Source organism: Micromonospora sp. NBC_00898 (assembly GCF_045207895.1).
Taxonomy (GTDB): Bacteria; Actinomycetota; Actinomycetes; order Mycobacteriales; family Micromonosporaceae; genus Micromonospora.
On record NZ_CP108775.1, the window covers coordinates 2386791 to 2412005 of the forward strand.

The window sequence follows — 25215 nt, forward strand, 5'->3', positions numbered from 1 at the left end:
AGTCAGCGGCGCGGCCGGCGCGGCCGGCGCGAGCAGGGGCCGTCGTGGTCGGCGCGGAGCAGACAGCGCCGGCCGGCCATCAGCAGGTCGCAGAAAACCCGATGCGTACGTTCTGGTCGTCCTCGACGGAGACAGTGGTCTCCCCCGGATCGGCCTGCGGCAGGACGAGCGGCCAGCGGCCGACCACCCCCGGGCCAGGCGCTGCGCGGCGGGCAGGTCGGTGGCGACGACCGGCAGGTGGATGATGACGTACCGCCGAGTCACCGCTCATGTCCCCGGGCGGCGCGGGCGCGAGCCTGGTCGGACTGCCAGCGGCGCTGCGCGTCCTTGATGACCGCGGCCGCCCGAAGGGGCGGGTCGGGCGGCACCGAGGTGCCGCCCGACGGGTGGTCTAGTTGCTGCCTTCGTCATGCGGGACGGTTTCTGAACGCGGCGCTGACCCGTCAATGTCCGGTGGGCATTCGTCGGGCGCCGACGGGCCACAGGATCGTGGTCGGAATCCCGCGCTGCCGTGCCCATTCGATGGTCCGGTCCGTCGACGCCGCGTGGCAGCCGGGTTCGCCGTCCCAGACCGCCACGAGCCGCTGCACCCGTCGCAGCAGTTCCCGGTTGGCGGCCACGTAGGCGGCGGTGCCGGAGCTGCGGTGTCCGGTGTGGATGATCTGCGCCGCTCGTCCGAGCAGCTCGTCGAAGGCGGCCCGGCTCTCGGGTCGGATCACCGTGGCCCGGTAGTCCCGGGCCGGCAGGATCACCTCGTACGTGCCACCGGTGGCCAGGATCGTGCGCGCGAAGATCTGGTCGGCGCCGGCTGCCAGGCAGGTGATGCCGCGCACCGGCCGGTCGCTGATCCGGCGCAACTCGACGCGGAGCGCGTCGGCGATGAGCCGCTCGGTGGCGGGGGTCAGGTTGATGTGCCCGGTGATGCCGACGCGCACCGGTGTGGGATCAGGTGCCATCGGCCGATCCTGTCCGTTGCGCGGGCACGGCGGGTGTCAGCCGGATCAGCTCGAACCCGCTGTCGGACAGCACGTCGGGCAGCGCCCGAATCCCCTCGCGGTTCTGCTCCTGGACGCCCGGGGGCAGTTCGTCCCACGGACGCAGCGCGGGGTGTCGCCGCCGGACGTCGTCACGCGGCTCGCCGTACGTCCAGCCTTCCCCTCGTCGTTCCCGGCACCACCGTTCGTGCTCGAGTCGGGCGAGTTCGTCGATCCGGTCGTCGATGGCCTGCCCGGCGGCCGAGGCGTCGCCGGTGCTGCCGTGCCGGGGTGCCACGACGCAGCCGAGATCCAACAGCTTGGCGGCGATGTCCTGGACGTGGGCGCGGTTGGCCCGCCGCAGCGACTCGGGCAGCCGCGACCAGGCCACCATCGCGGGCGCGTCGCCGGGGCGTACCCCGGCCCGCTGCTGGGCGTGGAGGTACCGGTCGTGGATCTGCCGGGCCAGCCGCTCGGTGAGATCCTCGGCGATCAGTCGCGCGTCGCAGGCGCGGGTCAGCACCGGGTACAGGCGGAGCTTGCCGTGCACCTCGTCGAGCAGGTCGTGGCGGGAATCGCCGTGGAAGGCGGCGGCGAGCGCCGCCTGCCGGTAGACCGGTACGAAGACCGAGCTCGCCGCCCCCTGCCAGAGCGCGGGCGTGTCCAGCGCGAACTGCAGGCCGCTGCTCTCGTCCGGCGCGCAGATGTAGATGCGGTCGTAGCGGCCGGTGCCCAGCTGGTCCAGCCCGACCAGGCCGTCGAGGTCCAGGTCGTACGCGGACACCTGGCAGACGGTGGTCAGGAACGGGTAACGGGACGCCGCGAGGGCGAGTTCGGTGCTGGCGTCCGGGGCCACGAGGTCCACGCGCAGAGGTGGGACGAGCTCGGACGGGGTGTCGGCCCGGCGCGCTCGCCAGTGACGGGCGGTTTCCACCAGTAGGGCTCGGCGGAAGGTGCCGTCCCCGGCGATGAGGACCTTCGTCGGTCGGCCGGGCGCGGGTGGCAGCGGGTGGTGCCGGTGCAGGGCGCGGGCGGCGACGTCGTCGACGTGGAAGTAGTCGAGCCGTAGCCGGCTGGATCCGGCGGCGCCGAGCCGCCGGGCCTGCAGTGACAGGCACATCTCGGGGTCGTGGACCTGTATGTAGACCCCGGGTGGTTGCCGTCGGTCCTGGATCAGTCGGCTGGCGGTGTTGGCGATCGCGTGGTTGCGGTCGTCGTCGTCGGTGCAGGCGTAGATGGTGTGGGCCTGGGGCAGGCCGGCGCCGCGCAGCACCTCGGCGCTGGTGGGGTCGCCGATGACTCCGAGGTACCGGCGCTGGCGGTACTCCAGCGGTCCGAACGGTTCGGAGCGCACCACGACCACGCGTTCGCCGTCGGCGAAGAGCCGGTCGGCGAGCATGTGGGCGAACTGGGAGTCGCCGCAGACCAGGGCGTGACCGCGGGCTCGTCGGGCGCGCAGGCGGCGGATCTCGGCGGCGAGCAGCAGCCGGCTGGCCTCGGCCACGGCGAGCAGGGTGAACAGCGGGGCGGCGAACCGGGCGACCTGCAACTGCCACGGGTAGGGGCCCGGGTTCTGCAGGGGCTCGGCGCCGAGGACGAAGAGTTGAAGGTCGAAGTAGATCACGTCGTACGGATCGTGGGCCGTGCCCGGCCGCACCCGCAGCAGGTGTTCGAAGCCGATGTAGCCGAGGAGGAGGGCGAGCAGTCCGATGACTCCGAACACCACGCGCAGCCACCATCCGGCGGGGCGGGAGGAACCGGCGGCCGGGTCCGTCATCGAGCAGCTCTATCGTCGGCGGGACCGTGGTGGCACGGGCCTACCACGCCGGGGCGCCTGGATGGGCGTCGCGGCCACCGGGTTGCGACCATGAGCCTTATGGTATTGGACGTAGTCGATCGGGCAGGCACTGGCCGTACCTGACCATTCGGCTCTTTTCGCAGGTGAGCCCGAGCTGGTGGTCGGTGAGGGTCGGCCTCGGTGGCTACGGACGGCTACGATTTGAAGACGGGCCGGAGGTGGCGCACGAGCGGAGCCGGCCTCCGGTACGGGAAGGCCTGGTGCCCAGACCGGAGCTACCGAAGGATCAGGAAGATGGACGCAATCGCAGGTCCACCGGCGGCCGGTCCGGTCAATCCCTTCTCCCCGACGGCCGTCGCCCGGGTGACCGAGGACGGCACGGACGCGACCACCGTGGTCACGGTGGCCATCCGCGACGCGATCGCCCACCTGGACAACTACCTGCATACGGGCGACGGCGGGACCGTCGCCGTGGTGGGTGACTACGGCACCGGCAAGACGCATCTCGCGGTCGAGCTGCTGGCCCACACCCGCCGGGTCACCGGCCCGGCAGGAAGGGCGATCTACCTCGACGCGCCGGCCGACACGTTCCTGTCGCTGAGCCGTCAGTTCCTGGGCCGGCTGTCCCGCGACGCGGTACGCGCCCTCCTCGAGGACTGCCGGTCGGAGTCCCCCGCCGCGCTGGCGGCGCGCGCCGGTGACCCGGCGGGGACGGCGATTGACCTGCTCGCCGGACGGTTGCGCGAGGAGCTGGTCGAGGTCACCACCAACCCGTCCTTCGGCACCGTACTTGCGATGCTGCTCGATCCCGCCACCGAGGCGATGGCCTGGGACTGGTTGATGGGCTATCCGCCGGGGCCGGCCCTGGTGGCCGCCGGCGTCACGGCGCGGGCGGACGTGGAGGCCGGCGCGGTGGAGACGATGGGGGTACTCGCCCTGCTGCACGGGCGCCGGCACGAACGATTCGTCCTGGTGCTCGACGAGCTGGACAAGATTCTCTCTACGGCGGGACGACCCGGGGACGAGACGATGACCCGGTTCGCGCGGATGATCGGGGTCTTCGCGTCGGCCGGGGCTTTCCTGGTGATCGCCGGACTGCCCGACATGCTCCATCTGCTCAGCCCAGACGTGCGACAGCGAATCGGGCCGATCGTGCGGATGTCCGCGCTGACCGCAGAAGACGTGCGGGATTTCATCCGGCAGAGCCAGTTGCGGGCGTTCGGCGAGGCGCGGCTGGCGCCGTTCACGGTGGAGACCACCGAGTACCTGACCAACCTGGCCGACGGGGTGCCACGCCGGATGATCCGGCTCTGCTATCACCTCTACCAACGGGCGGTCCAGGCCGGCACGCCGGTCACCCACGTCATGGTGCGCGAGGCGGTCCGGGTCCAGTTCGACCTGGCCAGCCGGCAGGACGTCGCCGCCGACGTGCGGCGGGTGCTCACCCAGGACGGCTGGTCGTACCAGCGAGATCATCTGGTCGGTTCGATGCGGGACCTGCCGGTCGACTTCTGGATACCGCTGGAGGAGCAGGGCGCCGGCTGCTGCGTGCTGCTGTCCGAGTCGGTGCTCAAGTCCGAGGAGGTCGACGAACTCAACCGTCGGGTCGTGGCGATCCGGGCGGCGGTGCCGGACAGCGAGGTGATCCTGGTCGTCGTCGGGCACCTGCCCGCGGACTTCGCCGCCGACCTCGCCGCGACGTTCAGCGTGGAGCCGATCGTCTACGACCCGCAGTCGTTCGCCGAGGACCTGTCGGGCATCGTCAAGGCCTCGATGCGTCGGCTGGAACAGGTGGTCGGCGCCGATGCGCTGACCTCGGTGCGGCAGCGGGTCGAACGCATCCAGAGCCAGCAGACCAACACCCAGCGGTCCATCGAGCGGTTGTCGTACCAGCTCGACGAGATCCGGGGTGAGCTGCGCCAGGACCTCAGAGGGTCGGCGGACCGGCTCGACAGCGACGCCGGGGCCCAGCGAAGGGCGGCGACGGTCGTCACGTCTCCGCTGCCGGGCCGGGTGGCCCGCGTCTTCGTCGAGGCGCTCCAGGCCCTCGATCAGCTAACCGGGTTCGAACGCCGACTCCGCGGCGCCTTCGCCCCGCCCCTGGCCGGGGCGGGGCGACTGGCCGAGGGCGGGACGCCGCTGCGGTCGCGGCTGCGCTCCCGGGACGTGCAGCGCGCGCTGGGTACGTCCATGGTGCTGCGGCGGCTGATCGAGGCGTTCCGGGACGGCATCGAACAGTGGTACGGCATCCACCTCCGCGACCCGCAACCGACAGACCTGGAACGGCTGGACCAGCTCTGCGAGACCTACGACGGAATCGCCGAGTACCTGCCGTTGTTCCAGCTGGACGCGCTGGGCGACCTGGCCACCCCGGGTGAGGGCGGCGACGACGCCGTCGACCTGACGGACCGGTCACGCAGCTGGTCGGAGGCCCGGTCGGTCTTCGACGGGTTGAGCGGTCGCGTGCGCCAGCTGATGGTGGCCGGCTGATCGCCGCCAGCGCGGTGACCCTGGTCGCTGCGCACACCGCACCAGTTGGAGCGGCACCCAGGTTCACCGTTCCGGTTCGAGCGTCCTGGTCGAGGGGATCTCGCGCATGTGGGGCAGCCCGGTCGGGTCGGCGTCCGGCCGCGACGGCGCCGCCTCGGGGTGCCCGGGCGGTCTGTGCCGGTCGAGCAGCACTGTGGCCAGCGCGTGGATGGAGTTGATCACGACGATCGCGGTGGCGACGACCCCGACCGTGCCGGGGAAGTTCCGCTCCAGCACGAGGGCGAGGATCACCGCGGTCAGCCCGTTCTGCTGCCCCCAGGCGAGGTAGCGCCGATCGGCCGTTGGCAGGCCCCGCGAGATGGGTGCGGATACCAGCAGGTGGGCGGCGACCGCCGCCAGGCCGAGCACCACTCCTTCGACCACGTCGACGCCCTGCACGAGCAGCAGGCCGAGCAGGAAGGTGGCGATGAGGTAGGCCGCCTGGGTGGATCGGCCGACGACGGGGCCGAGGCGTGGCCGGAAGAAGAGCCCGGCGATCGCCAGGCCGAGCATGAGGAACTGCCAGGCCGCGAGGAGGACAAGCACGATCAGCAGGGCGACGGCTGTCGCGCGCAGGGTCGACCGGATGCGGGGGCCGACGGCGGCGCCGTCCCGAAGGCCGGCGGCCAGCAGCAGCCGCCACAGCAGCCAGGCGAGCGCGGCGAAGGCGAGGTTGGCGCCCAGGCCGAGAAGGAGGTCGAGTGGACGGTTGCCGAGCATGCCGGGTGCGCTGCCGCTGGTGCCGCCGCGCAGGTCCAGCGCGATCGCGGAGAAGTAGACGGTCAGCAGGACGGTCACCGGGTCGTCGAACGAGGCCCAGATCGACAGGATCGAGCGGGCCCGGGGCGAGGTGCGATCCGGGCGGCTCATCGCGGCCACCGCCAGCGGGTCGATCTGCGCGACGGCCACGCCGAGGACCAGCATCGCCGGGTCGCGGAAGATCAGGAACATGACCCCGGCGATGAGCGCCGCCTTGGCGATCACCCCGACCGTGACGGCGAGCAGCACCGTGGGCAGGTGGGCGCGGACGTCGGCGAGGCTGATGTCCCGGGTGCTGCCGACCAGCCCCACCGCCAACAGGGTCGAGGCGAGCAGAAGGTACGCCGGGGACTTCTCCAGCCCGTGAAGGTCGCCGGCCCATGCCAGCAGCAGGCCGGCCAGTCCGGCGCCGACCACGGCCGCTGATCTTGCCAGGGCGGTCACGGCCATCCTCACGGCGAGTCGACGCTGGTTGATTCGTACGGAGGATACCGTGGCCACAAACTGGATCGATCACGAAACACGTGGCGATTCAGGCCGAGTTCTCCATGAGCTGCCGCGCCACCGTCCACATGGTGTGATCCGCCTGGCTGACCGCATCCTGGTCGAGGGTGACGCCGAAAAGGTAGTCGTCCGGGGAGAGCCGGTAGTAGTAGACCGCCCCCATCTCCACGTCGAGCACCAGTCGCGCGACGTCGCCGGCCACGGCCCGGCGCAGGTCCCGGCTCACCTGCAGCACCAGCAGTGACAGGTCGCCGGCGAGGCGCCGGTAGCGCGTGCGGCGGTCGGCCACGGCGACGCCCCGGTTGAAGAACGCCGCCAGCTCCGGGTGCTCCAGGATGTCCACCGCCGCCGCCTGCTCCCCCGACCGGTAGTGGCTGAGGTAGTGCAGCCCGGCGGGCCGCAGCGCCGCGGCGAAGATCCCGTCGGGACCCGTCGACCCGCGCACGTACGGCGGGAAGGCCTCACCGGACGATACCTGCGGGTCCGACGACGCCTCCCCGTCTCCGGCGGTCAGCCAGCCGCCGGGATTCTGCGACCGCTGCCGCGTCAGCCGGCGCAGGTCGGTGGCGAGCCGGGCGGCGGCCCGGTCGATCTCGCTCACCCGGGCCGGGTCGGCCACCGCGCCGGCAGCGGCGTCCGGGACCGCTCCGAACCCCACCACGTGCTCGCTGCCGACGACGGAGTTGCAGAAGACGAGACCGGCCCGGGTCTGGACGACCGTCCGGATCAACGCCCCGCTCTGCAGCTCCCACAGCCGCCGGTTGAGCTCGGTCGCGCGGTACACCAGCTGGGCGCCCACCCGGCGGTGGGCATCCCGGCGCTGCCGCGGATCGGCGTCGTCTACCGCGGGCGGAGTCGACCCGTGCGCCAGCAGGTCCAGCGCGAAGTCGAGCACGCCGGCGGTGTAGTGGGCGACGTGGTAGACGCCGCACCCACTGAGCAGCAGTCCCCGGCACAGATTTCGCTTCTTGAGGAACCCTGGGACGTCCTGCTCGGCCGACTCCTCCACCAGGGCGTCGAGCAGCTGCGGATCCGTCACCTCGTCACTCCCTCAGCTCTGCGGCACATCGATGTCGGTGTCGGTCAATGCGGAGAGACCGGTGTCGTCGACGCCGTCGCGCAGCGCGAGGATCGCGGCCAGGTTGGCGGCGGCATCGGTGCTGCACGGGTGGCGCCGGCCGAGGTAGCGCAGGGAGGTCAGGTGCGACTCCTCCTGGATCCGGACGGCGTCGTCCAGGTCGCCCCGGGCGGCCAGGTGACCGGCGTGGGCGGTCATCGCCGTCAGGGTCCAGGGGTGGGCGTCACCGAGTCTGGTACGCAGCGCGCGCAGGCCTCGTTCACCGTCGCGGACAGCCTGGTCGTACTCGCCCACGCCGCGCTGGAACAGCCCGAGGTTGACCGAGCAGACCGCGGTGAACGGGTGGCCGGTCTCCAGCTGACGCTCGTAGCCGCGCAGGCAGCGGATGGCGTGTTCGACGGCGATCCCGGGGTCCCCGGCCCGGTAGTAGTCCACCGCCATGCTGAGCAGGCTTCCCCGGGTGAGCGGATGGTCCTCGCCGAGGTGGTCCCGGTAGCCGCGGAACGTCTCCGTGCTGCGCTTCTTGGCCGGGATGGTGAGGCCGAGCCGACGCTCGGTGACCGCGAGGCTGCGGTTGACGCGCAGCTCGTCGAGGTGGCCGGCGGACTGCAGCTCGTGGATCCGCTCCAGCGCCTCGCGCAGGGTGGCCAGCGACAGGTCGTATTCGCCGACCTCCCGCTCGACGGTGCCCACCTGGCACGACGCCCGCCAGGTACGCGGATCCTCCGGTCCGAACAGCGACATCCGCCGGTCGCGTTCCTGGCGGGCCAGCCGCAGCGCCTCCCGCGCGTCCCCGGTGAGCAGGAAGGAGATCGCAAGGTTGTTGACCGCCATCCGGGTGTTGGGATGGTCGTCGCCGACCACCTCCTGGAAGCCGGTGAAGGTGGCCTGGTCCTCGACCAGGGCGTCCTCGAAATGGCCGAGCCCGCGCAGGTCCCCGCCCCGGCCCCGGCCGGCGATCAGGGTACGGAAGTGCTGCAGTCCGTAGTGGCGGCGTTGCTCGCTGAGCACCTGCTCGTCGAGGCGCAGGGCATCCTGGTAGTGGCCCAGTGCCCGGTGCAGGTTCGCGGTCTGGATGAACAGCCGCATGGTCAGCTGGTCGAAGTCGCCGGTGGCCGTCCACCGCTGACACGCCGGCCCCGCCAACTGCAACGCGGACTGCCACGCGTCGCTGTCGTTGAGCAGGAACAGGTAGCGGATCTGCTTGACGACCCAGTGCCGGACCTGCCGGTCGTCGGCTTCCAAGGCGCCGGACGGCACGAGGTGCCGTTGCAGTTCGTCGAAGATGTCGGCGTGGCGGGGGTCGTCGGCCTCCGGGTCGGTCGGCGCGTACCCGGCCAGGCCGTGCAGGACCTGGCGGTGCCGCTCGCGCCGCTCCGGCTCGGGGATTCCCTCGCGCAGCAGGACCTGGATGGCTCGGTGCATCCGCAGGGCCGCGCCGTGCCCCCAGTCAACGTCGTACAGCGCGAAGCGGGCGCCGACGGTCAGTACGAGATCTGTCTCTCCGGCGTTGAGCAGTAGCTCCTCCGCGTCGACGTCGGCTGCCACGGCGAGCTGGGTCAGCATCGACGTCGACCGCAGCAGGGGCAGGCCGATGCCCTCGGGCGAGAGAAACGCGCTGAGTTCGGCCAGGCGGATCGCCAGCGCGCCGAATTCGGTGTGCCGGAGGGTGGCCAGCGTGATGTCCAGGACCCGGGCGACGGTGGCGGTGTGCGATCCGGGGATCCGCTCGGCCGGGTCCTCGTCGGGGCGCTGTCGCAGCCGGGTCAGCAGTTCGACGACGCACCGGCCCACCGCTTCGAGGTTGGGTACGCCGTCGCGCTCCAGGGCTCTGGTGCTCTCCCGGATCCAGGCGGTGGCCAGCCGCAGGGCCAGCGGCAGGTGCTCCAGCGCGACCGCGATGGATCGCGCGTCGTCTGTGCTGATTCCGAGCACCCGCCGCAGCATGGCGACGCTCTCGTCGCCGGTGAACGCCGCGACCTCCAGCGGCGAGGGCAGGTTGGAGGATCCGTCGTCCCGCGAGGTGATCAGCACGTGCCCGGCGCCGGGGCGGGGCATGAGCGCGGCCAGCACGTTCGCGTCGTCGGCGTTGTCGTAGATCAGCAACCAGCGGGCGACGGCGCCGCGGGGAGCCGACAGCGCCGCCAGGGCCGCCTCCGCCGCCCCCGCGCCATCGACGGCGTTGATCTCGTCAGCCAGCTCACCGAGACCCGCCTGGACCGTCTCCCGGTCCTGCGCCGGGATCCACCAGACCACGTCGTAGTCGTAGGCGAAGCGGTGGGCGAACTCGCGGGCGAGTTCGCTCTTGCCGACACCGGCGCCTCCGCTGAGGGTCACCGGACCGCTGTCGTCGGTCAGGTGGTCGCGCAGCCGTTCGAGGTATTCGCCGCGGCCGACGAAGGACTCGTTGCGCGGCGGCAGGTTGGTCCGCAGCCGACGGTCCGGGTCGGCCGGGAACCGCGGTGCGGCCCGCAGGTCGCCGGCGGGCTGGGCGGGCGCGATGAGACCGAGCCGGCTCAGCAGCAGCGACTGCGCCCGGGCCGCATCGGCCGCCCGCAGGTCGACGACCCGGCTCGGGTCCACCCGCTGCTCCGGCTCGCGGCCGTTCGCCAGCACGCCGAGCACCTCGGCGGCGTCGGCGCCCGGCGGGGCGGAGAGTCCGGCGCCGACCGCGCGGAGGACGCCCGGGGACAGGACGGCCAGGACGGTGACGTCCGCCCCGAACACCGGCTGGGCGCCGGGCCGCACGGCGCGGCGGTGGACGCGGACGCTGGCCCGCCGCAGCTGTCCGCCGATCCAGTCGGCCCACGGCCGGTCGACGGGGTCGTACAGCACGATGATGTCGTCCGCGCTCTCCGCCCGCTCCAGCAGCACGCCCCGCCGGTAGCGGCGGCGCATCCGCTCCGGCACGGCGGCCGCGCGGACGACGGCGCCCCCGCTGATCCAGGCCGCCATCCGCTCGTACGACGCCAGCAGGCTGGTCTCGTCGCCGGGCGGGTCGGCCAGCACGGCCAGCACGTCGTCGTAGGTGTCGTATGCCTGCTCGGGCACCTCAACGATCTCCACGGACGGCGCCGCGCCGCTGGCGGATTCGTCGAGCAGCTTGGCGAAGGCCCTGCGGGCCGAATCGCGGGCCTCGCCGTACCAGGGCTGGCTGACGTCGCGCAGCGTCGGCGCGGCGAGCACCCGGATGCCGCCGGTGGCCTGCCGCTGGAGCTGACCGGCGAGCTCGGCCGCCTGCTGCATCGCCTGGCGTCGGGGCGGCATGCAGACCACCGCGACGTCGCTGAGCACCGCGGCGTAGGTGATGCCGGGCAGGGTGAGGTCCACCGGGGTGTCGATCAGGACGTAGTCGTACGCCGCGTGCTGCAGCAGCTGCCGGACCCGCGCCGGGTCACCCTCGGGTGGGTCCTCGGCGTCGGCGCCGACCCCGACCATGGCGAACCCGAAGCTCGACCCCGGCACCGCGTACCGGTAGAGGGTGCCCTGCTCCGGCGCGGGCGGGGCGATCACCGCGGGGGCCCGGTGCGACGGCCCGTCCGGGTGCGGGCTGATCAGGGTGGCGAGCTCCGCGCCGAGCACGCCGGCCGCCGGGACGGCGTCCACCTGGAACGAGCGCAGGTAGTCGTAGACCCTCGGTGTCCTGGCGCACCAGTCGACGGCGAGAACCCGTCTGCCGTTTCCGGCCAGGATCCAGGCGACGTTGGCGACGGCGCTGCTGCGCCCGGTGCCGTTGGTGGGTGACACGAAGGAGACGATGGTGCAGGTGCCCGGTGACTCGTCGCTGCTGACGTTCATGGCTCTCCCGGGCGCGGGGCGGTGGTGCGGTACGCCGGCCAGGGTGGACGGGCCACCCATGGGGTCAGTCGTCGCCATCGAGGGCGCTCTCGAAGCCCGCGTACTGGTCACCGGGGGCGGCGCTGCGGCGTTCCAGCCGGCGCAGCGCGGCCACGAGAACCGCACGCGGTAGGGCGTCGAGCGCGGCGAGATCCACATCGGTGAGATCGATCAGGTCGGAGCGCAACACTTCCTCCCCGGTGTCCATCCCCCGATCACCGCCTGTCTGCGTCTCACACCACGGTCGCCTGCCACGAAGCCGGACATCAACCGGTGGCCAGATCCGCTGCGTGTGCTCATGATAACCGCGCACCGCACATCACCCGGGGCCTGCGGCGACGGCGCGCATTCGGGCGCTCCGGGCCGCCCCGGTCTAAACAGGACACCGACACCGGCGGGCGCCCGGGCCGACGACGGCCGGCCGAGCGGTGCGCGTCGATGTATGCTGGGCGTCTTCAACGGTGGCCGGATCGGCCGCCGACATGACGGCGGAGCGTCTGATGCCCGGACCCGATGACGGCCACCGGCCGGCCGGTGGCGCGGTGTCCCGCCCCGCGCCTCCCGTCGCGTTCCGACAGTTCGTGGTCAAACTGCACAGCCGATGCGACCTGGCCTGCGACCACTGCTACGTCTACACCACGACCGACCAGCGCTGGCGGTCCCTGCCGCGGTCCATGCCGGACCGGGTGCTCGACTGGACGGCGAAGCGGATCGGCGAGCACGTCCGAGCGCACCGGCTCGACCGGGTGGACGTCATCCTGCACGGTGGCGAGCCGCTGCTGGCCGGGGCGGCCCGGATCGAGCGGGCCGTGGGGGCGATCCGGCAGGACGCCGCACCGGTGCCGGTCCGGGTGACGGTGCAGACCAACGGCACCCGGTTGGACGAGGCGTTCCTACGCCTGTTCGACCGGCTCGGAATCCGGGTCAGCGTCAGTCTCGACGGTGACCGTGCCGCGCACGACCGTCACCGGCGTGGACCCGACGGGCGGGGCAGCCACGACCGGGTCGAGGCGGCGCTGCGTCGGCTGACCAGAAAATACCAGCATTTGTTCAACGGTCTGCTGTGCACGGTCGACCTCCGCAACGACCCGGTCAGCACGTACCGGAGCCTGCTGGCGCACCGGCCGCCGGCGGTCGACTTCCTGCTGCCGCACGGCACCTGGAGCACTCCCCCGCCTGGCCGGCCGGCCGACCCCCGGCAGGCGCCGTACGCACAGTGGTTGATCGCGGTCTTCGACGAGTGGTACCACACGCCCGGGCAGCGAACCCGGATCCGCCTCTTCGACGAGATCATCCAGGTGCTGCTCGGCGGCACCTCCCGGCTGGCTGGGGTGGGCACCAGCCCGGTCGCGGTGGTGGTGGTGCAGACCGACGGCGCCATCGAGATGGACGACACCCTCGGCGCCGCATACACCAGCGCGGCCCGGACCGGGCTGCACGTGGCCCGGGATTCGTTCGACGTCGCCCTCGACCTGCCGGCGATTCGGGGGCAGCAGTCCGGCGTGGACGGGCTCTGCCCGACCTGCCGCGCCTGCGAACTGCGCCGGGTGTGCGGCGGAGGGCTGCGGACGCACCGGTACCGCGCCGGTAACGGCTTCGACAACCCGTCGGTCTACTGCGCCGACCTGTACACCCTCATCGGCCACATCCGGCGCACCGTGCGCCGGGACGTGGCGGCGCTGCGGGCGGCATCGCGATGAAGCCGCCGGTGCACCGGTTGCCGAGGTCGGTCCTCGACGAACTCTGCGCCGGCCGGGGCGGGGTGGGCGGCGTCGAACATTTGCGGTCGGCGCAACGCAGCAAGACCCTGATGCTGGTACGGACGTTGGTGCTGCTTCTGCACGAGACAGAGCATCCGGACCGGGCGGCGGTCGAGGCGGCGTACCGCGTCCTGATGAGGATGCCCCCAGACGACGGGGCGGCGGCGCTCTGCCATCCTCCGGTCGCCGCGTGGGCGTTCGGTACCGCGTCGCTGCTGCGGCGGGGCGACCGGTCCGCGACGTACCCGGGGCTGCTGGCGGCGGTGGCGGTGGCTGCGGCCGTCCGATCCGGCAGCGAGGCTGACCTCGACGTCCCGCTCGCCCCCAGCGCGCCGGGCCGACTGGACCTGCCCGGCCTCGGCACAGCGGTGCTACCGGTGCACGCGACCCGGGTCCGGGTCCGGTGCGTCGGCGGGCGGGCAGAGGTGCACTGCGCGGGCGAGCGGATCGAGATCGGCGACGGCCGGTCGGCCGACCCTCGGTGGCTGCCCGTACCCCGGCTGCAGCTCGCGCACGACGGGCTGCCGCTGTCCCTGCTGCTGGACACCCGGACGTGGCGGCACGTTCCCGGGACCGGCGCGGGCCACCGGGTCGGCGGCGGCAGCACCGATCCGCACCGCTGGCAGCAGCGCCTCGACGGGGCGTGGCGGATCCTGGTCGACGGTCACCGGCCGATCGCCGAGGAGATCTCCGCGGCGCTGCGCGCACTGATGCCGATCCCCGCTCCCCGGGCCGGGACCCGAAGCGGCACCTTCCATCACGCTTTCGGGTCGGTGGCCATGTCGATGCCGCCGGACTCCCGGTCTGCGGCCGTCACGCTGGCGCACGAGATCCAGCACCTCAAGCTGGCCGCGCTGACGGACATGTTCGCGTTGGTGGAGCCGGGGCCGCCGGAGTTCCACTACGCACCGTGGCGCACGGATCCCCGGCCGCTGGACGGTCTGCTGCACGGCGCGTACGCCCATCTGGGAGTGGCGGGTTTCTGGCGCCGGCAGCGACGGATGGCGCGTACCCGCGCGGAACGGCACCGCGCCGAGGTCGAGTTCGCGCGGTGGACCAGGGCAACCGATGACACCGTACGGATGCTGGGCACGCAGCGGCGGCTGACCGCCGTGGGCCGGCGACTGGTCGACGGCATGGCCGGCGTCCTCGACCGGTGGGTCCGGGAGCCGGTCACGCCGGAGGCGGCCGCCGAGGCCAGCCGGCTGCTGGGCGCGCACCGGGCTCGCTGGGAGCGGGCACCGGCGCGAACCGGGGTGACACAGAGCTTCGCTGGTCCACTACGCTGCCTCCATGGGGGAGGGTAACGATCAGACCACCCGTCGTGAGTGTTTCGTCATCGCGCCGATCGGCCCAGACGGCTCCGAGATCCGCAAACGCAGCGACCAGATCCTCAAGCACGTCATCCGCCCGGTGGTGGAGGAGCGGGGCTTCGTCGCCGTGCGGGGCGACGAGATCGAACGCGCCGGCCTGATCACCTCGCAGGTGCTGGACCGCATCATCCAGAACGACCTGGTCATCGCCGACCTGACCGACCAGAACGCCAACGTCTTCTACGAGCTGGCGGTCCGGCACGCGCTGCGCAAACCCTTCGTTCAGTTGATGGCGAAGGACCAGCAGCTGCCCTTCGACGTGCAGGGGATGCGGACGATCCTGGTCGACCACACCGACCTCGACAGCGTGCACGCCGCCAAGGAGCAGCTCGGACGGGCCATCGACGCGATCAGCCGGGACGCCGACATCGTCACCCCGATGTCGGTCGCCCTCACCCTGCAGGACCTGCGCGGATCGTCCAGCCCGCACGAGGCCGGCCTGTCGCAGATCATCGAGACGCTGCCGCAGATGATGGACATCCTCCAGGACCTGCAGCGTCACCTGGGAACCGGCAGCTCCGGCGGCGGGTCGGACGACGACGACCACCGGAAGCTGCGGACGCTGGTCGAGTCGCTGGCCGCCCGGGGCGGCGTGACCGAAGAGGAGCTGACCGGCCTGCTCGGCGGGGCCAGCAGCAAGTTCGAGCGGTGGGTGGAGCACCTCATCCAACGGGTGGGACGGTCCAACCACCACCGAGCAGCCTGAGGAGCGGTAGGCACCGGACCGCTGTGCCGCTCCCCGGATCCGCGCTGGCCGATCGGGCCGACCCGCCCCCGGGCCAGGCTCCGGTCACGCCCCGACTCCGCGGCCCACCGGATGAAGCAGCTGCCGGATGTCCTTTGGCAGCTCGGCTTCCAGGTCCTCGAGTTCTTCGGCGCTCACCGCCTCGCGCAGGGTGGTCAACACCGCGCGGGCGGCCTCACCGGCCCGCTGGTCATCCATGCCCGCACGCGCCCCTACCTCATTGCGGAACTCCACGAGATCGAGGCGTTCGGCGAAGTCCACTTCCTTGTGCAGGTACCCGCGGACCTCCTCCGGGAGCTGTGTGGCCAGGTCGTGGGCCTCGCCCCCACTGATCCCTTCCGCCAAGGTCGTGAGCGTGGCTCGGATGATGTTCGCCGCCTCCGCCGCTGGCATGCGCGCCCGCTTTCCCACCACTTCGAGAAACTCGGCGTAGTTCACAGGTTCTCCTTCCGGGTGCCCGGCGGCGTCCGCGACCGGCGTCGGGTTCTGCCTCGTGCGCCGACGACCCATCAGGCGGACGGGGTCCGACCCATCTCGGCGAGGATCCCGGTGCCCTGACCGAGCTCGATCAGGTAGCCGTCCGGGTCCCGCAGGTAGCATCGGATCTCAACGCCATGATCCTTCGGCTCGGTCAGGAACTCCCCACCCCGTGACCGCCACTGCTCATAGACCGCGCGGACATCGGTGACCCGGATGTTCATCGCGCCGCTGAGCGTGTTCGGATCCGGCGGCGCCTGTGCTTGTACGCCCGGCTTGTCGTCGGTCGGACCGCCTTCGCTGTTGATCACGATGTAGCTGTTGTGGAACCGCAGGATCGCCGGCTGGCGGTCCCGCACCACCGTCGCTCCCAGCACCCGCCGGTAGAACTCCCGTGAACGGTCCACATCCCGCACGATCAGCAGATGCGTGAGCACCAGCCCACCCTCGGGCTGAAAGTAGTCCGGCGCCTCGATGGCCATCCACGCCTCCCGGGTCCCAATCGCCAGGGCGCGTACCCGCCTGCGGCGCCGGCACACCTGCCATCGGCCGTCTGACAGGCTTGAGGACCCGGCGACCGCCTGAGGCCAACCGTGGGCCCGCCGCGAATTGCTGGGCGGCTCAGGGCCCACCTGCGAAAAGTTTCCGTCACGGCACCACCAGCCTGTTCGCGGCGTTCAACATCGCCGACGTGGAACAGCTGCAGATCCTCGACGAAAGGTGATTGGCGCAGGTTCTCCTCCACGTATCAGACGGTAGTGCCATCCGGGCAGCAACATCCGGTCATAGCCGCGATGAACGCGGTCGTGCCACAGAGCGTGAGCGAACGCAGCCATGCATGTGACGCCGGTCAAGCATGTGATGGGACCGCCCTGTCAAGCATGTACCGGAACAAGACAGCGGCAGCGGGCGTTGCGTTGCCGAATTGATCTGTATGGGATCAAGGCACGCCGCTGACGCGGCGCGCACCGTGGCGAGCTGGCCGCCTTCGGGGGTCGCAAGCGACCCGGACACGCCTTAGGACCGGGTCGCTGCGACCGCTGCGGGTGGGGCACCACCCTCCCCGCCGCCATCCTCACGAGCAGGGTGGCCGGCCTGGTCAAGGTCGTACGTCCGGCAGGGCGCTCCACCTTGACCAGGCTGGCCACCCCGACGAGCTTGTCACCGGTGAGGGCGATGCCCTCGGTGCGACGTTGCCGCAGTGCAACCGTGGTCGCGGCCCGAGTGTCAAGATCTGGTTGACTGGCGAGCAATCCCACGAATGCGCCTTGGTGGCTGCGACCACGATGGTGCCGATGGCTCTCACCAGCGGCGCGGGCTTGGCGGTCGTGGTGATTTCTCAGGTCGGCGTGGTTTCGTTGGGTCTGATCGGGTTCGCGATAGCGCGTCAGTCGTGGCGATGGATGGGCAGTCTGATGTGGAGGGAGGCCGTCGGGTCGGTTGACGGATCAGATCGGGTTGGGAGTGTTGGCGGCCCGGTTCCACCGGGACCTGCTGGAGGAGGCGGGGTTACTCGTTGGGTCGGGGGGCGCGGCTGGTCTGCTCGAAGCCGTAGTACAGCGCGATGATCAGGTGCAATGCCAGGCATGCGATGGCACTGATCAAGGCGACAACGATCGTCAACCCGTACAACGTAAGACCGACAACCGTGAACCGTACGAGCGAAGCACGCACCACGACCGAGTCGACGCCCTGGGCCAGCAGCGCCGGACGGTGGGCCACATATCGATGTAGCGCCCCGAAACACAACGCCATCGCGAGCATGACGAACGAGTAGACCAGAGCCGCGGTCCGGCCGTCCGATCCTGCGGTCAGGTACTCCGATAACAGTGCCGTGGTGAAAGGTATCGCGGCGACGCACATCAATAGCAGAAGGTTCAGGAACATCGCCAGCCGGTCGACGACGCCGATCAGGTTGAAGACGGCGTGGTGATTAACCCAAATGATGCCGATGGCCAGAAAGCTCGCGACATAGGCGAACAGTGCTGGCCACTCGTGTCCGAGCGCGTGCGCGAGTGAACCCTCGAGCATATCTCGCGCCGGTACACGCAGGTCCAGCACGAGCAACGTGATGGCGATGGCGAGCACGCCGTCACTGAAGGCTTCGGTACGGTTCGTTTTGCCCATGCCAGACAGTATCTCCCCGCTCCAATGTCTGAACCGCCCCGGTGCTGGTGGAGACCTTGATATGCCCCGGATCTGGTGGAGTCAGGTTGGTTGACTCATGCCACGAGGAGTGCGGTCGGGTGGCAGGGCCCCGGCGTTGTGATCCGTCAACCGACCCGACGGCCTCCCTCCACATCGGACTGCCCATCCATCGCCACGACTGACGCGCTATCGCGAACCCGATCAGACCCAACGAAACCACGCCGACCTGGGAAAAGGGGGTTAGATCGACTGCTATTGGAAAGTGCAGCTGAGGCAGGCCATCGTCGGCTTGCACGATCATCGCTGTCGCATCGCGCGACGGGAAAGCCCGAACATTCGCCTGCAACGACTGATGGACAGGGCAGGGCACGACGGCTGCAGGAGGTCGGGACAGCTCGCAAGCGCGGTCTGCAGGCGCCGGACGTCCTCAGCGGCTACAGGCCATTGCCAGCTCAGGTCCCACGGCTGGGCTTCCGCGACATCGACCTGATCGGTCACGGCACGTGGCAGGGCTGCGGCGTGCTGGTCAAGCGCTGGAATGCCGCGTCATGACGCCTATATCTCTATGTGCGAGCCCATGATGACCGTGCGGTCGCGTGGCAGGCAGAAGTGCTCGGCGGCATCGGCGGTGATGTAGGAGGTGGCGATGAACAGTCGCTTGCGCCACGGAGACATCGTTGGCCTGTTTCCGGGCCGGAGCTCGATCTTCGATAGAAAGTAGGACGCCTGGTCCAGCTGCAGCTGGCCCTCCGTTACCGCCGGGTCGAGCATCCGTAGCAGCTCGGGCACGTCCGGGGTTTCCATGTAGCCGAACCGGGCGCTGACATGAGTGATCCCGTCGTCGGCGTAGCCGAGGTCATCAACGGTGACCCGCTGGTCCGCGGGAACGCGGGGCACTGGCTCGGTCTCGATCGAGAGGATCAGGACGTGTTCGTGGCGCACGTGGTTGTGCTCGGCGTTGGCCCGCATGGCCAGCGGGGCGGTTTGCTTGCCGCGGTTGAGGAAGACGCCTGTGCCTGGGACACGCACCGTCATGTCGTTCCGCAGCTCGTCGACAAAATCACGGAGCGATCCCTCGCGCCGTTGGCGTTCCGCGGTGACGATCTCGCGGCCCCGTTGCCAGGTGGTCATGACGGTGAAGACGGTGAGGCCGATGAGCAGCGGTAGCCACGCACCGTGGACCAGCTTGGTCACGTTGGCCCCGACGAACAACAGGTCGACCACCAGCAGCGGGATCGCGCCGAGGCCGAGCAGCCACAGCGGGACGTTCCACCTCCAGCGGCCAACGTAGAAGAAGATCAGTGTGGTGATCGTGATGGTGCCGGTCACTGCCATGCCGAACGCGAACGCCAGTGCCGTTGAGCTACGGAAGGCGAACACCAAGGTGAGCACCGAGACCATCAGCAGCCAGTTGATCCACGGGACGTAGATCTGGCCGACGGTGGATTCCGAGGTGTGCGTGACCCGTAGCCGGGGCAGATAGCCAAGTTCGGCCGCCTGTGACGCGACGGAGTACGCGCCGGTGATCACCGCTTGGGAGGCGATCACCGTTGCTGCCGTGGCCAGCAGGACCAGCGGGAGGCGCGCCCACCCGGGCACGAGCAGAAAGAACGGGCTGCTGATGTTATCGGGGTCGTTGAGGATCAGCGCACCCTGGCCGAGGTAGCTCAGCACGCATGCGGGGAACACCAGGGAAAGCCAGGCTCGGGTGATCGACCGGCGGCCGAAGTGACCCATGTCGGCGTACAACGCCTCGGCGCCGGTGACCGCGAGCACGATCGCGGCGAGGGCGAAGAACGCGACACCGAAATGGCCGACCAGGAACTGCAATGCATAGCTTGGCGACAACGCCTTGAGGATGGCCGGGTGATCGGCGATGCCGGCCACGCCGCACGCACCGATAGTCACGAACCAGAGGATCATGATGGGTCCGAACAAGCGGCCGACGGCTGCGGTGCCCCGACGTTGTACCAGGAACAGCACGATGATGATCACCGCGGTGATCGGAACTACGAGTTCCTGCAGCGACGGTTGGACGACCTTGAGGCCCTCGACCGCGGACAGTACCGAGATCGCCGGGGTGATCATGCTGTCGCCGAAGAACAGCGCGGCACCGAAGATGCCCAGCGCGGCCAACACGGTAGCTGCCCGCCGGCCGCGATGGGCGCTCAGTCGCCGCAGCAGCGCGATGAGGGCCATGACGCCACCCTCGCCGTCGTTGTCAGCGCGCATCGCAAGCAATACGTAGGTGACGGTGACAATGATCATCACCGACCAGAACACCAGGGACACCACCCCGAACACGTTTTGGGTGGTGACCGGAACCGGATGCGGATCGCTCGGATTGAACACCGTTTGCAGGGTGTAGATCGGGCTGGTGCCGATGTCACCGAACACCACCCCGAGCGCACCAACCACCACCGCGAGTCGCACTGTCTCGCCTGAAAGCGGACCGTGGGGCCGCAACGACCGCGATGCCGGTCCAGAATCCGACGTACTCGGTTGCTGTCGTTCGCTCACGGCGATCCTCTCTGCGGTTGCCCGCCACAGCCGCCTCAGGTCCCGAACATCCCATCAACATCCGGACACTACCGACAGCATCACGAGGCTCGCGGCAGGTCGCAGCGATCCATCCAGACGCTATGGCGAGGCGACGAGGCCGAGCATCGTGGCGACCACGAGGCCGTGACTGTGGCTGGCCACGATGCACGGCGGCGCCGTCCAACGGCGGGCCACCCCGGACACCACCATGCCGGTCACGCCGTACGCAGCCAGCCGAGGGTCTTCATGGTGGAGAGGCTGGTCGCCTTGAGGCCAGCGTCGGAAACAGTCCAGAGCACTCCGTCGACTACCAGTGACCGGCGGATCGGCGTCAGACCCTCGGGACGCCCCGGGCCCAGCGTGTGGCCGACCGTGCCGACCTCGGTGAACCCGCCGTCTCCGACCCGCAGAGCCAGCGCCACGTTGCTCGGCAGGCCCGGGCTGCCCAGGACACTCTGGTCGTTCACCGCACCACGCTTGCTCACGGCGCCTGTGCCATAGACGGTCAGTGGGACCACTACCAGGCGTTCGGCCGGCCAGTAGAGGAACGCGTGCGGGTCGAACTCCGCCTCGGAGTGCCCCTGCTTGACGTGATACTGGGCGATCCGGGTCGGCTTGGCCGGGTCGGAGACGTCGAAAAGCGAGAGCTGGGTGCCCTGGACACGGCCCTGGTCGGACGCCTCCTGCCCGACGCCGAGCAGCCGTCCTTCGCCGGCCGGGTGCAGGTACGCCGAATACCCGTTGATCTTCAGTTCGCCGCTCACCTTCGGCGCCGTCGGGTCACGCAGGTCGACGGTGTAGAGCGGGTCGGTCTGCCGGAAGGTGACGACGTACCCGGTGTCGCCGACGAACCGTACGGCGTGGATCCGTTCCCGCTTGCCCAGTCCGGTGACCTGGCCGACCTGGGTCAGCGTCGTGCCGTCGGCGCGCAGGACGTACACGGTGGACGTCGAGTCAGGCCTATCGCCCCAGGTACGGCCGCTGGTGGTGGCCACTCGCAGGTGTCCGTCCCACTCCGACATGGCGTACTGGTTGATCAGCCAGCCCGGTACGGACGCGGCGGCGACGTACCGCGGGGCACCCGCTCCCGCGGTGTCGAACTGGTAGATCTCGGTGGTCTGGTCCTTGGGACCGGGTGCGACGTTCCGCGCGCTCAGCATCGGCAGCACCCGCCAGCGCTGGTCATTGGCGACGTACAGCCGGGGTCCGTTGCTGTAGACGGTGTCGCCGTCGGCGATCACGGTGACCGGGTCGCCGCCGCCGAGCGTGGCCGCACCGAGGTCGAAGCTGAGCACGGTCACCAGCGACGTGCCGGAGTAGCTGGCCGGCCGGCTCACCCGGTCGCAGCCGACGCGTCCGGTGCTGGTTCGCCCGCCGGAGGTGACCTCGTACCGGGGCAGCCAGTCGTCGGCGGTGGCATTGTCGATGATCTCGCGGTTGGCGGCGGTGCGCTGCTCGTCGGTGGCCCGTTCCCGGTACGGGAAGCTCAGCCGCGGCGCGGAGCGGACCACGACACGGACCGTCGTGCCCACCTGGCGGGCGTCCACCAGATCGCCGTCGATCCGGTATTCCCCGATGACCTTCGGCGCGGCGGAAAGGTCGACCATGATCAGCCGGGGGCCGACGATGCCGTCCGGCATCGGGGCAGAGCCCCCGGCTGCCGGGGCGGGGCGCCCGCCTCCCTCGGGGACGGCGTCTTTCGCCGTTCCAACCCACCCCTCGCGGAGCAGCACCAGCGCCCGGTCACCCTGTAGCAGCAGGCTGTTTTCGGCCCCGCCGAACCCGTCGGGTGCCAGTTTCAGTTCCCCGGTCAGCTGGCGGGTGGCCGGGTCGACCACGTACAGCTTGCCTTGGTTGACGGTGACGATCCGCTTGCCGTCGGTCTTGACCAGGTCCGGTTCGTCGACCCCGGCCTCGTGGGTGTTGGTGCCCGAGTAGCCGGGGGCGGCAGCCCCGGCCGCCGCGTCGCCCAGGGCTGCCGCGTTGGCCCCGGGCGCCGCATCCGCCCGCTTCGCTCCGGCGGGCGCCCCGGCCTGTTCCGCGCCGCCGAAGGTACGCATGTCCCCGTTCGGCCCGAACCCCCAGGGCCCGACGTACGCCTTGGCAGCTGTCCTGAGCTGCTGCAGCGCCTCCGCACAGGAGTCGAACGCGACGAGCCGGAACCCGCCGGCCGGCACTCCCCGGTCACGTGGTGGCGCGGGGACCGGCTCCGCCGTACAGCCGGTGACCAGGGCCAGGCTGGCGACCAGGGCCAGTCCCATGACTCGGGCTGGAGTCATGACTCGGGGGATACCGGTGGCGGCCGGTCGATGCGGTACGTGGACGCTGCTACCTGTCATGCGTCCTACGACGTGCCTGCCCCGGGCTGGGTTCCCAGCCCGAGGCAGACACCGCGTTGAGTGGTTAACCACAGCGTGGTGCAGCAAGGGTTCTCCATCCCGCCGCCGGAAGCGCTCAACCCGCCCGGTACCGGCCGTACCGCTTTAGCGGTGCAGGCGGCGGGCGCAGGAGCGGCCGACCACCAGGGCCAGGCGCTGCGCGGCGGGCAGGTGGTTCGCGACGACCGGCAGGTGGATGACGTACCGCTGGGTCACCGCTCGTTTCCCCGGGCGTCGCGGGCGCGGGCCCGGTCGGACTGCCAGCGGCGCAGCGCGTCCTTGATGACGGCGGTCTCCCGGCGGCTGGCGGCCAGGGCCGCGTAGACGGCGGCCAGGTCGGCGGCGGCTCCGGGTCGACCCCCGTTGGCCGCATGGGCCGCCGGGCTCCGCTCGGTGAGCCGGAATGGGCCGACCCGTACCGCTCGCGCAGCTTCTCCCGAGGCCATGAACTTGTGACCTACCGCCCCAGCGCGTACACCAGCTGCCGTGGCAGGTGCGCGAGCGCCGCTTCAAGCCGGTCGGGACCGGACGCCGCGGCCTGAACCCCGACGACGTCTACGCCTTCCTCGACCGGGTCAACCGGGGCAGGCCGTTCGGATCCCGCAGGTAGCACCGGATCTCGACGCCATGATCCTTCGCCTCGGTCAGGAACTCCCCCACCCCGTGACCGCCACTGCTCATAGAGGTCGGCCACCCGCATGTTCATCGCGCCGCTGAGCGTCGCACGATCAGCAGGTGGGTGAGCACCAGTCCACCCTCGGGCTGGAAGTAGTCCGGCGCCTCGGTCGCCGTCCACGCCTCCCCGATCCAGTCGGCAGCGGCGTACCCGCGTGGCGACGCGGGCACACCTGCTCCTGCCTCAGCTGTGCGTGCTACGAGCCGGGGCGCTGCCCGCCACCGGCACCCACCGGTTCGATCACCTGCCGGAACTCCTTCGGAAGCTGGGCCACCGCGTTCTCGAACTCGTCACGGGAAACAGCCTCACGTAGCGTGGTGAGCACCGCGCGGACCCCGGCACCGGCGAGCGCACGGTCGACGGCCGGGCGGTCCGCCACCCGCCGCACGAACTCTTCGAGCCCGAACGACTTGGCATGTTCCCCTCTACCTCTGAGCGGTGGCGGTTTGCGCAGGGGATCGTCAAGCCCTTCCGGAAGCTGATAGGCAAGGTCCTCAGCCTGGCCGGCGCTGATCCGATCTGCCAATGTCTCCAACGTCGCGCGGGTGAGTGTCGCCGCCTGATCGGTCGACACCTTAGCCCGCATGGCCACTGCGTTGATGAAGTCCTGGTATTCCACCTGATTCTCCTCTCCGGCCCGATCGCCGTCGAACCGCCAGTTATGAGCCCCTGACCTCAATGCGCCGCGGTTCGGTTCGGTGCGCCTTGCCCACGCGTACGGTCAGCACCCCCGCCGGAAAGACCCGCGCCGACGCTGTTCGGGTCGACGTCGCCCGGCAGCGTCAGGACGTGTTCGAACTGGCCAACCCTGCGTTCCCGGCGACGGAGGAAGGATCCCCCTGCGTTCCCGCTGCTTGATCTCATCCGTGATCCTCAACTGGTTGTCGCGCAGCGAACTGGTACCTCGACAGCCTTCCGGGACGGGGGGTGACCCTGCCTCATCCCGATCGGGCGAATCACGAAGACGCCCTACGGCGACATCCTCGACATTCCGACGGACCGGGACGGGAGGGCGAGCTGTTGGCGAAGCTGTGCCGGCGCGCTACGAGGTCACCCGCGACGACGAAGTCATCAACGTGCTCGACGGCAGAGACTTCTGCCCGTCGCCTGAAGCCGGCGGTGGGCCCGCCGCGAATTTGCTGGGCAGGCATCGCGACGCCGCGTCAGCGGCGCAGGCGGCGGGCGCAGGGGCCGTCGTGGTCGGCGCGGAGCAGGCAGCGTCGGCCGCCGGGCAGCAGCAGGTCGCAGAAGACCCGGTGGCGTACGTTCTGGTCGTCCTCGGCGGAGACGGTGGTCTCCCCCGGGTCGGTCTGCGGCAGGACGAGCAGCCAGCGGCCGACCACCCGGGCCAGGCGCTGCGCGGCGGGCAGGTCGTTCGCGACGACCGGCAGGTGGATGACGTACCGCTGGGTCACCGGTCGTGGCCCCGGTCGGTGCGGGCGCGGGCCTGGTCGGACTGCCAGCGGCGCAGCGCGTCCTTGATGACGGCGGTCTCCCGGCGGCTGGCGGCGAGGGCCGCGTAGACGGCGGCCAGGTCGCCGGCGCCGCGGTCGAGGAAGGCGTACACGTCGGCGGGCTCCAGGCCGCGGCGTCCGAGCCCGGCCCTCGCACCCGTGCGCCGACGGTCGTCATTTATTG

19 protein-coding genes and 4 pseudogenes are annotated in these 25215 nt (G+C 70.8%); 5 read left to right on the forward strand and 18 right to left on the reverse strand.

Going from position 1 to position 25215, the window contains the following annotated elements:
- Nucleotides 1-2 precede the first annotated feature (2 nt).
- The 3 genes and pseudogenes from OG799_RS11740 to OG799_RS11750 all read right to left on the reverse strand — a co-directional run bounded on the left by OG799_RS11740 (nt 3) and on the right by OG799_RS11750 (nt 2751).
- A pseudogene (locus tag OG799_RS11740) lies at nt 3-264 on the reverse strand (hypothetical protein).
- A 179-nt stretch (nt 265-443) separates the two neighbouring features.
- The gene (locus tag OG799_RS11745; protein ID WP_406045062.1) at nt 444-956 is read right to left on the reverse strand and encodes a hypothetical protein; all 513 of its coding nucleotides are present in this window, start codon (nt 954-956) and stop codon (nt 444-446) included.
- Entirely contained in the window at nt 946-2751 is a 1806-nt protein-coding gene (locus OG799_RS11750) for a RyR domain-containing protein (RefSeq protein ID WP_406045063.1), read from the reverse strand. Before OG799_RS11750 ends, OG799_RS11745 begins: the two co-directional genes overlap by 11 nt.
- 315 nt (nt 2752-3066) lie before the next feature.
- Between OG799_RS11750 and OG799_RS11755 the strand changes: the two genes are divergently transcribed.
- Entirely contained in the window at nt 3067-5262 is a 2196-nt protein-coding gene (locus tag OG799_RS11755; RefSeq protein ID WP_406045064.1) for an AAA family ATPase, read from the forward strand.
- 63 nt (nt 5263-5325) lie between these two features.
- Here the strand turns inward: OG799_RS11755 and OG799_RS11760 are convergent, their stop codons facing one another.
- The 4 genes from OG799_RS11760 to fxsA all read right to left on the reverse strand — a co-directional run bounded on the left by OG799_RS11760 (nt 5326) and on the right by fxsA (nt 11687).
- Nucleotides 5326-6516 (reverse strand): hypothetical protein, encoded by a 1191-nt coding sequence (locus OG799_RS11760; protein ID WP_406045065.1) that lies wholly within the window; start codon nt 6514-6516, stop codon nt 5326-5328.
- 76 nt (nt 6517-6592) lie between these two features.
- Complete coding sequence (locus tag OG799_RS11765) at nt 6593-7603, reverse strand: hypothetical protein (protein ID WP_406045066.1); 1011 nt, start codon at nt 7601-7603, stop codon at nt 6593-6595.
- Between the two features lie 12 nt (nt 7604-7615).
- Nucleotides 7616-11440: an FxSxx-COOH system tetratricopeptide repeat protein gene (gene fxsT / locus OG799_RS11770; RefSeq protein ID WP_406045067.1), complete on the reverse strand. Its 3825-nt coding sequence runs from the start codon at nt 11438-11440 to the stop codon at nt 7616-7618.
- A gap of 64 nt (nt 11441-11504) precedes the next feature.
- Complete coding sequence (gene fxsA / locus OG799_RS11775) at nt 11505-11687, reverse strand: FxSxx-COOH cyclophane-containing RiPP peptide (protein ID WP_406045068.1); 183 nt, start codon at nt 11685-11687, stop codon at nt 11505-11507.
- Between the two features lie 292 nt (nt 11688-11979).
- On the opposite strand from fxsA, the gene OG799_RS11780 reads away from it, so the two are divergent.
- Genes OG799_RS11780 through OG799_RS11790 form a run of 3 tightly spaced genes read left to right on the forward strand, consistent with a single transcriptional unit; the run spans nt 11980 to nt 15318 of the window.
- Nucleotides 11980-13179 (forward strand): FxsB family cyclophane-forming radical SAM/SPASM peptide maturase, encoded by a 1200-nt coding sequence (locus OG799_RS11780; protein ID WP_406045069.1) that lies wholly within the window; start codon nt 11980-11982, stop codon nt 13177-13179.
- A gap of 8 nt (nt 13180-13187) precedes the next feature.
- Nucleotides 13188-14546: an HEXXH motif domain-containing protein gene (locus OG799_RS11785; protein ID WP_406045070.1), complete on the forward strand. Its 1359-nt coding sequence runs from the start codon at nt 13188-13190 to the stop codon at nt 14544-14546.
- The gene (locus OG799_RS11790; protein ID WP_406045071.1) at nt 14533-15318 is read left to right on the forward strand and encodes a hypothetical protein; all 786 of its coding nucleotides are present in this window, start codon (nt 14533-14535) and stop codon (nt 15316-15318) included. The genes OG799_RS11785 and OG799_RS11790 overlap by 14 nt, the downstream gene beginning before the upstream one ends.
- Before the next feature lie 84 nt (nt 15319-15402).
- Here the strand turns inward: OG799_RS11790 and OG799_RS11795 are convergent, their stop codons facing one another.
- From OG799_RS11795 to OG799_RS11820, 6 genes and pseudogenes are all read right to left on the reverse strand, one after another.
- Complete coding sequence (locus OG799_RS11795; RefSeq protein WP_406045072.1) at nt 15403-15795, reverse strand: DUF2267 domain-containing protein; 393 nt, start codon at nt 15793-15795, stop codon at nt 15403-15405.
- A 71-nt stretch (nt 15796-15866) separates the two neighbouring features.
- Entirely contained in the window at nt 15867-16316 is a 450-nt protein-coding gene (locus tag OG799_RS11800) for a VOC family protein (RefSeq protein ID WP_406045073.1), read from the reverse strand.
- Between the two features lie 1027 nt (nt 16317-17343).
- Nucleotides 17344-17961, reverse strand: a complete 618-nt coding sequence (locus OG799_RS11805; protein ID WP_406045074.1) for a TMEM175 family protein — start codon at nt 17959-17961, stop codon at nt 17344-17346.
- A 576-nt stretch (nt 17962-18537) separates the two neighbouring features.
- On the reverse strand, nt 18538-20415 hold the full coding sequence (locus tag OG799_RS11810; protein ID WP_406045075.1) for a potassium transporter Kup: 1878 nt from the start codon (nt 20413-20415) through the stop codon (nt 18538-18540).
- Between the two features lie 323 nt (nt 20416-20738).
- Nucleotides 20739-22802 carry a beta-propeller domain-containing protein gene (locus OG799_RS11815; RefSeq protein WP_406045076.1) on the reverse strand — a complete coding sequence of 688 codons (2064 nt, stop codon included), beginning with the start codon at nt 22800-22802 and terminating at the stop codon, nt 20739-20741.
- Nucleotides 22803-23113: 311 nt separating this feature from the next.
- Nucleotides 23114-23245, reverse strand: a pseudogene (locus OG799_RS11820) (DivIVA domain-containing protein); the annotation flags it as partial.
- Nucleotides 23246-23382: 137 nt separating this feature from the next.
- Here OG799_RS11820 and OG799_RS11825 point away from each other — a divergent pair.
- A pseudogene (locus tag OG799_RS11825) lies at nt 23383-23478 on the forward strand (DivIVA domain-containing protein); the annotation flags it as partial.
- Here OG799_RS11825 and OG799_RS11830 read toward each other — a convergent pair.
- From OG799_RS11830 to OG799_RS11850, 5 genes and pseudogenes are all read right to left on the reverse strand, one after another.
- Entirely contained in the window at nt 23457-23582 is a 126-nt protein-coding gene (locus tag OG799_RS11830; RefSeq protein WP_406045077.1) for a hypothetical protein, read from the reverse strand. The pseudogene OG799_RS11825 and the gene OG799_RS11830 sit on opposite strands and share 22 nt — an antisense overlap.
- 21 nt (nt 23583-23603) lie before the next feature.
- Nucleotides 23604-23747 (reverse strand): hypothetical protein, encoded by a 144-nt coding sequence (locus OG799_RS11835; RefSeq protein WP_406045078.1) that lies wholly within the window; start codon nt 23745-23747, stop codon nt 23604-23606.
- Nucleotides 23748-23773: 26 nt separating this feature from the next.
- Nucleotides 23774-24196, reverse strand: a complete 423-nt coding sequence (locus tag OG799_RS11840; protein ID WP_406045079.1) for a DUF2267 domain-containing protein — start codon at nt 24194-24196, stop codon at nt 23774-23776.
- A gap of 544 nt (nt 24197-24740) precedes the next feature.
- Nucleotides 24741-24992: a hypothetical protein gene (locus tag OG799_RS11845; protein ID WP_406045080.1), complete on the reverse strand. Its 252-nt coding sequence runs from the start codon at nt 24990-24992 to the stop codon at nt 24741-24743.
- Nucleotides 24989-25174: pseudogene (locus OG799_RS11850) on the reverse strand (DivIVA domain-containing protein); the annotation flags it as partial. The pseudogene OG799_RS11850 and the gene OG799_RS11845, both read right to left, overlap by 4 nt.
- Nucleotides 25175-25215: the final 41 nt, after the last annotated feature.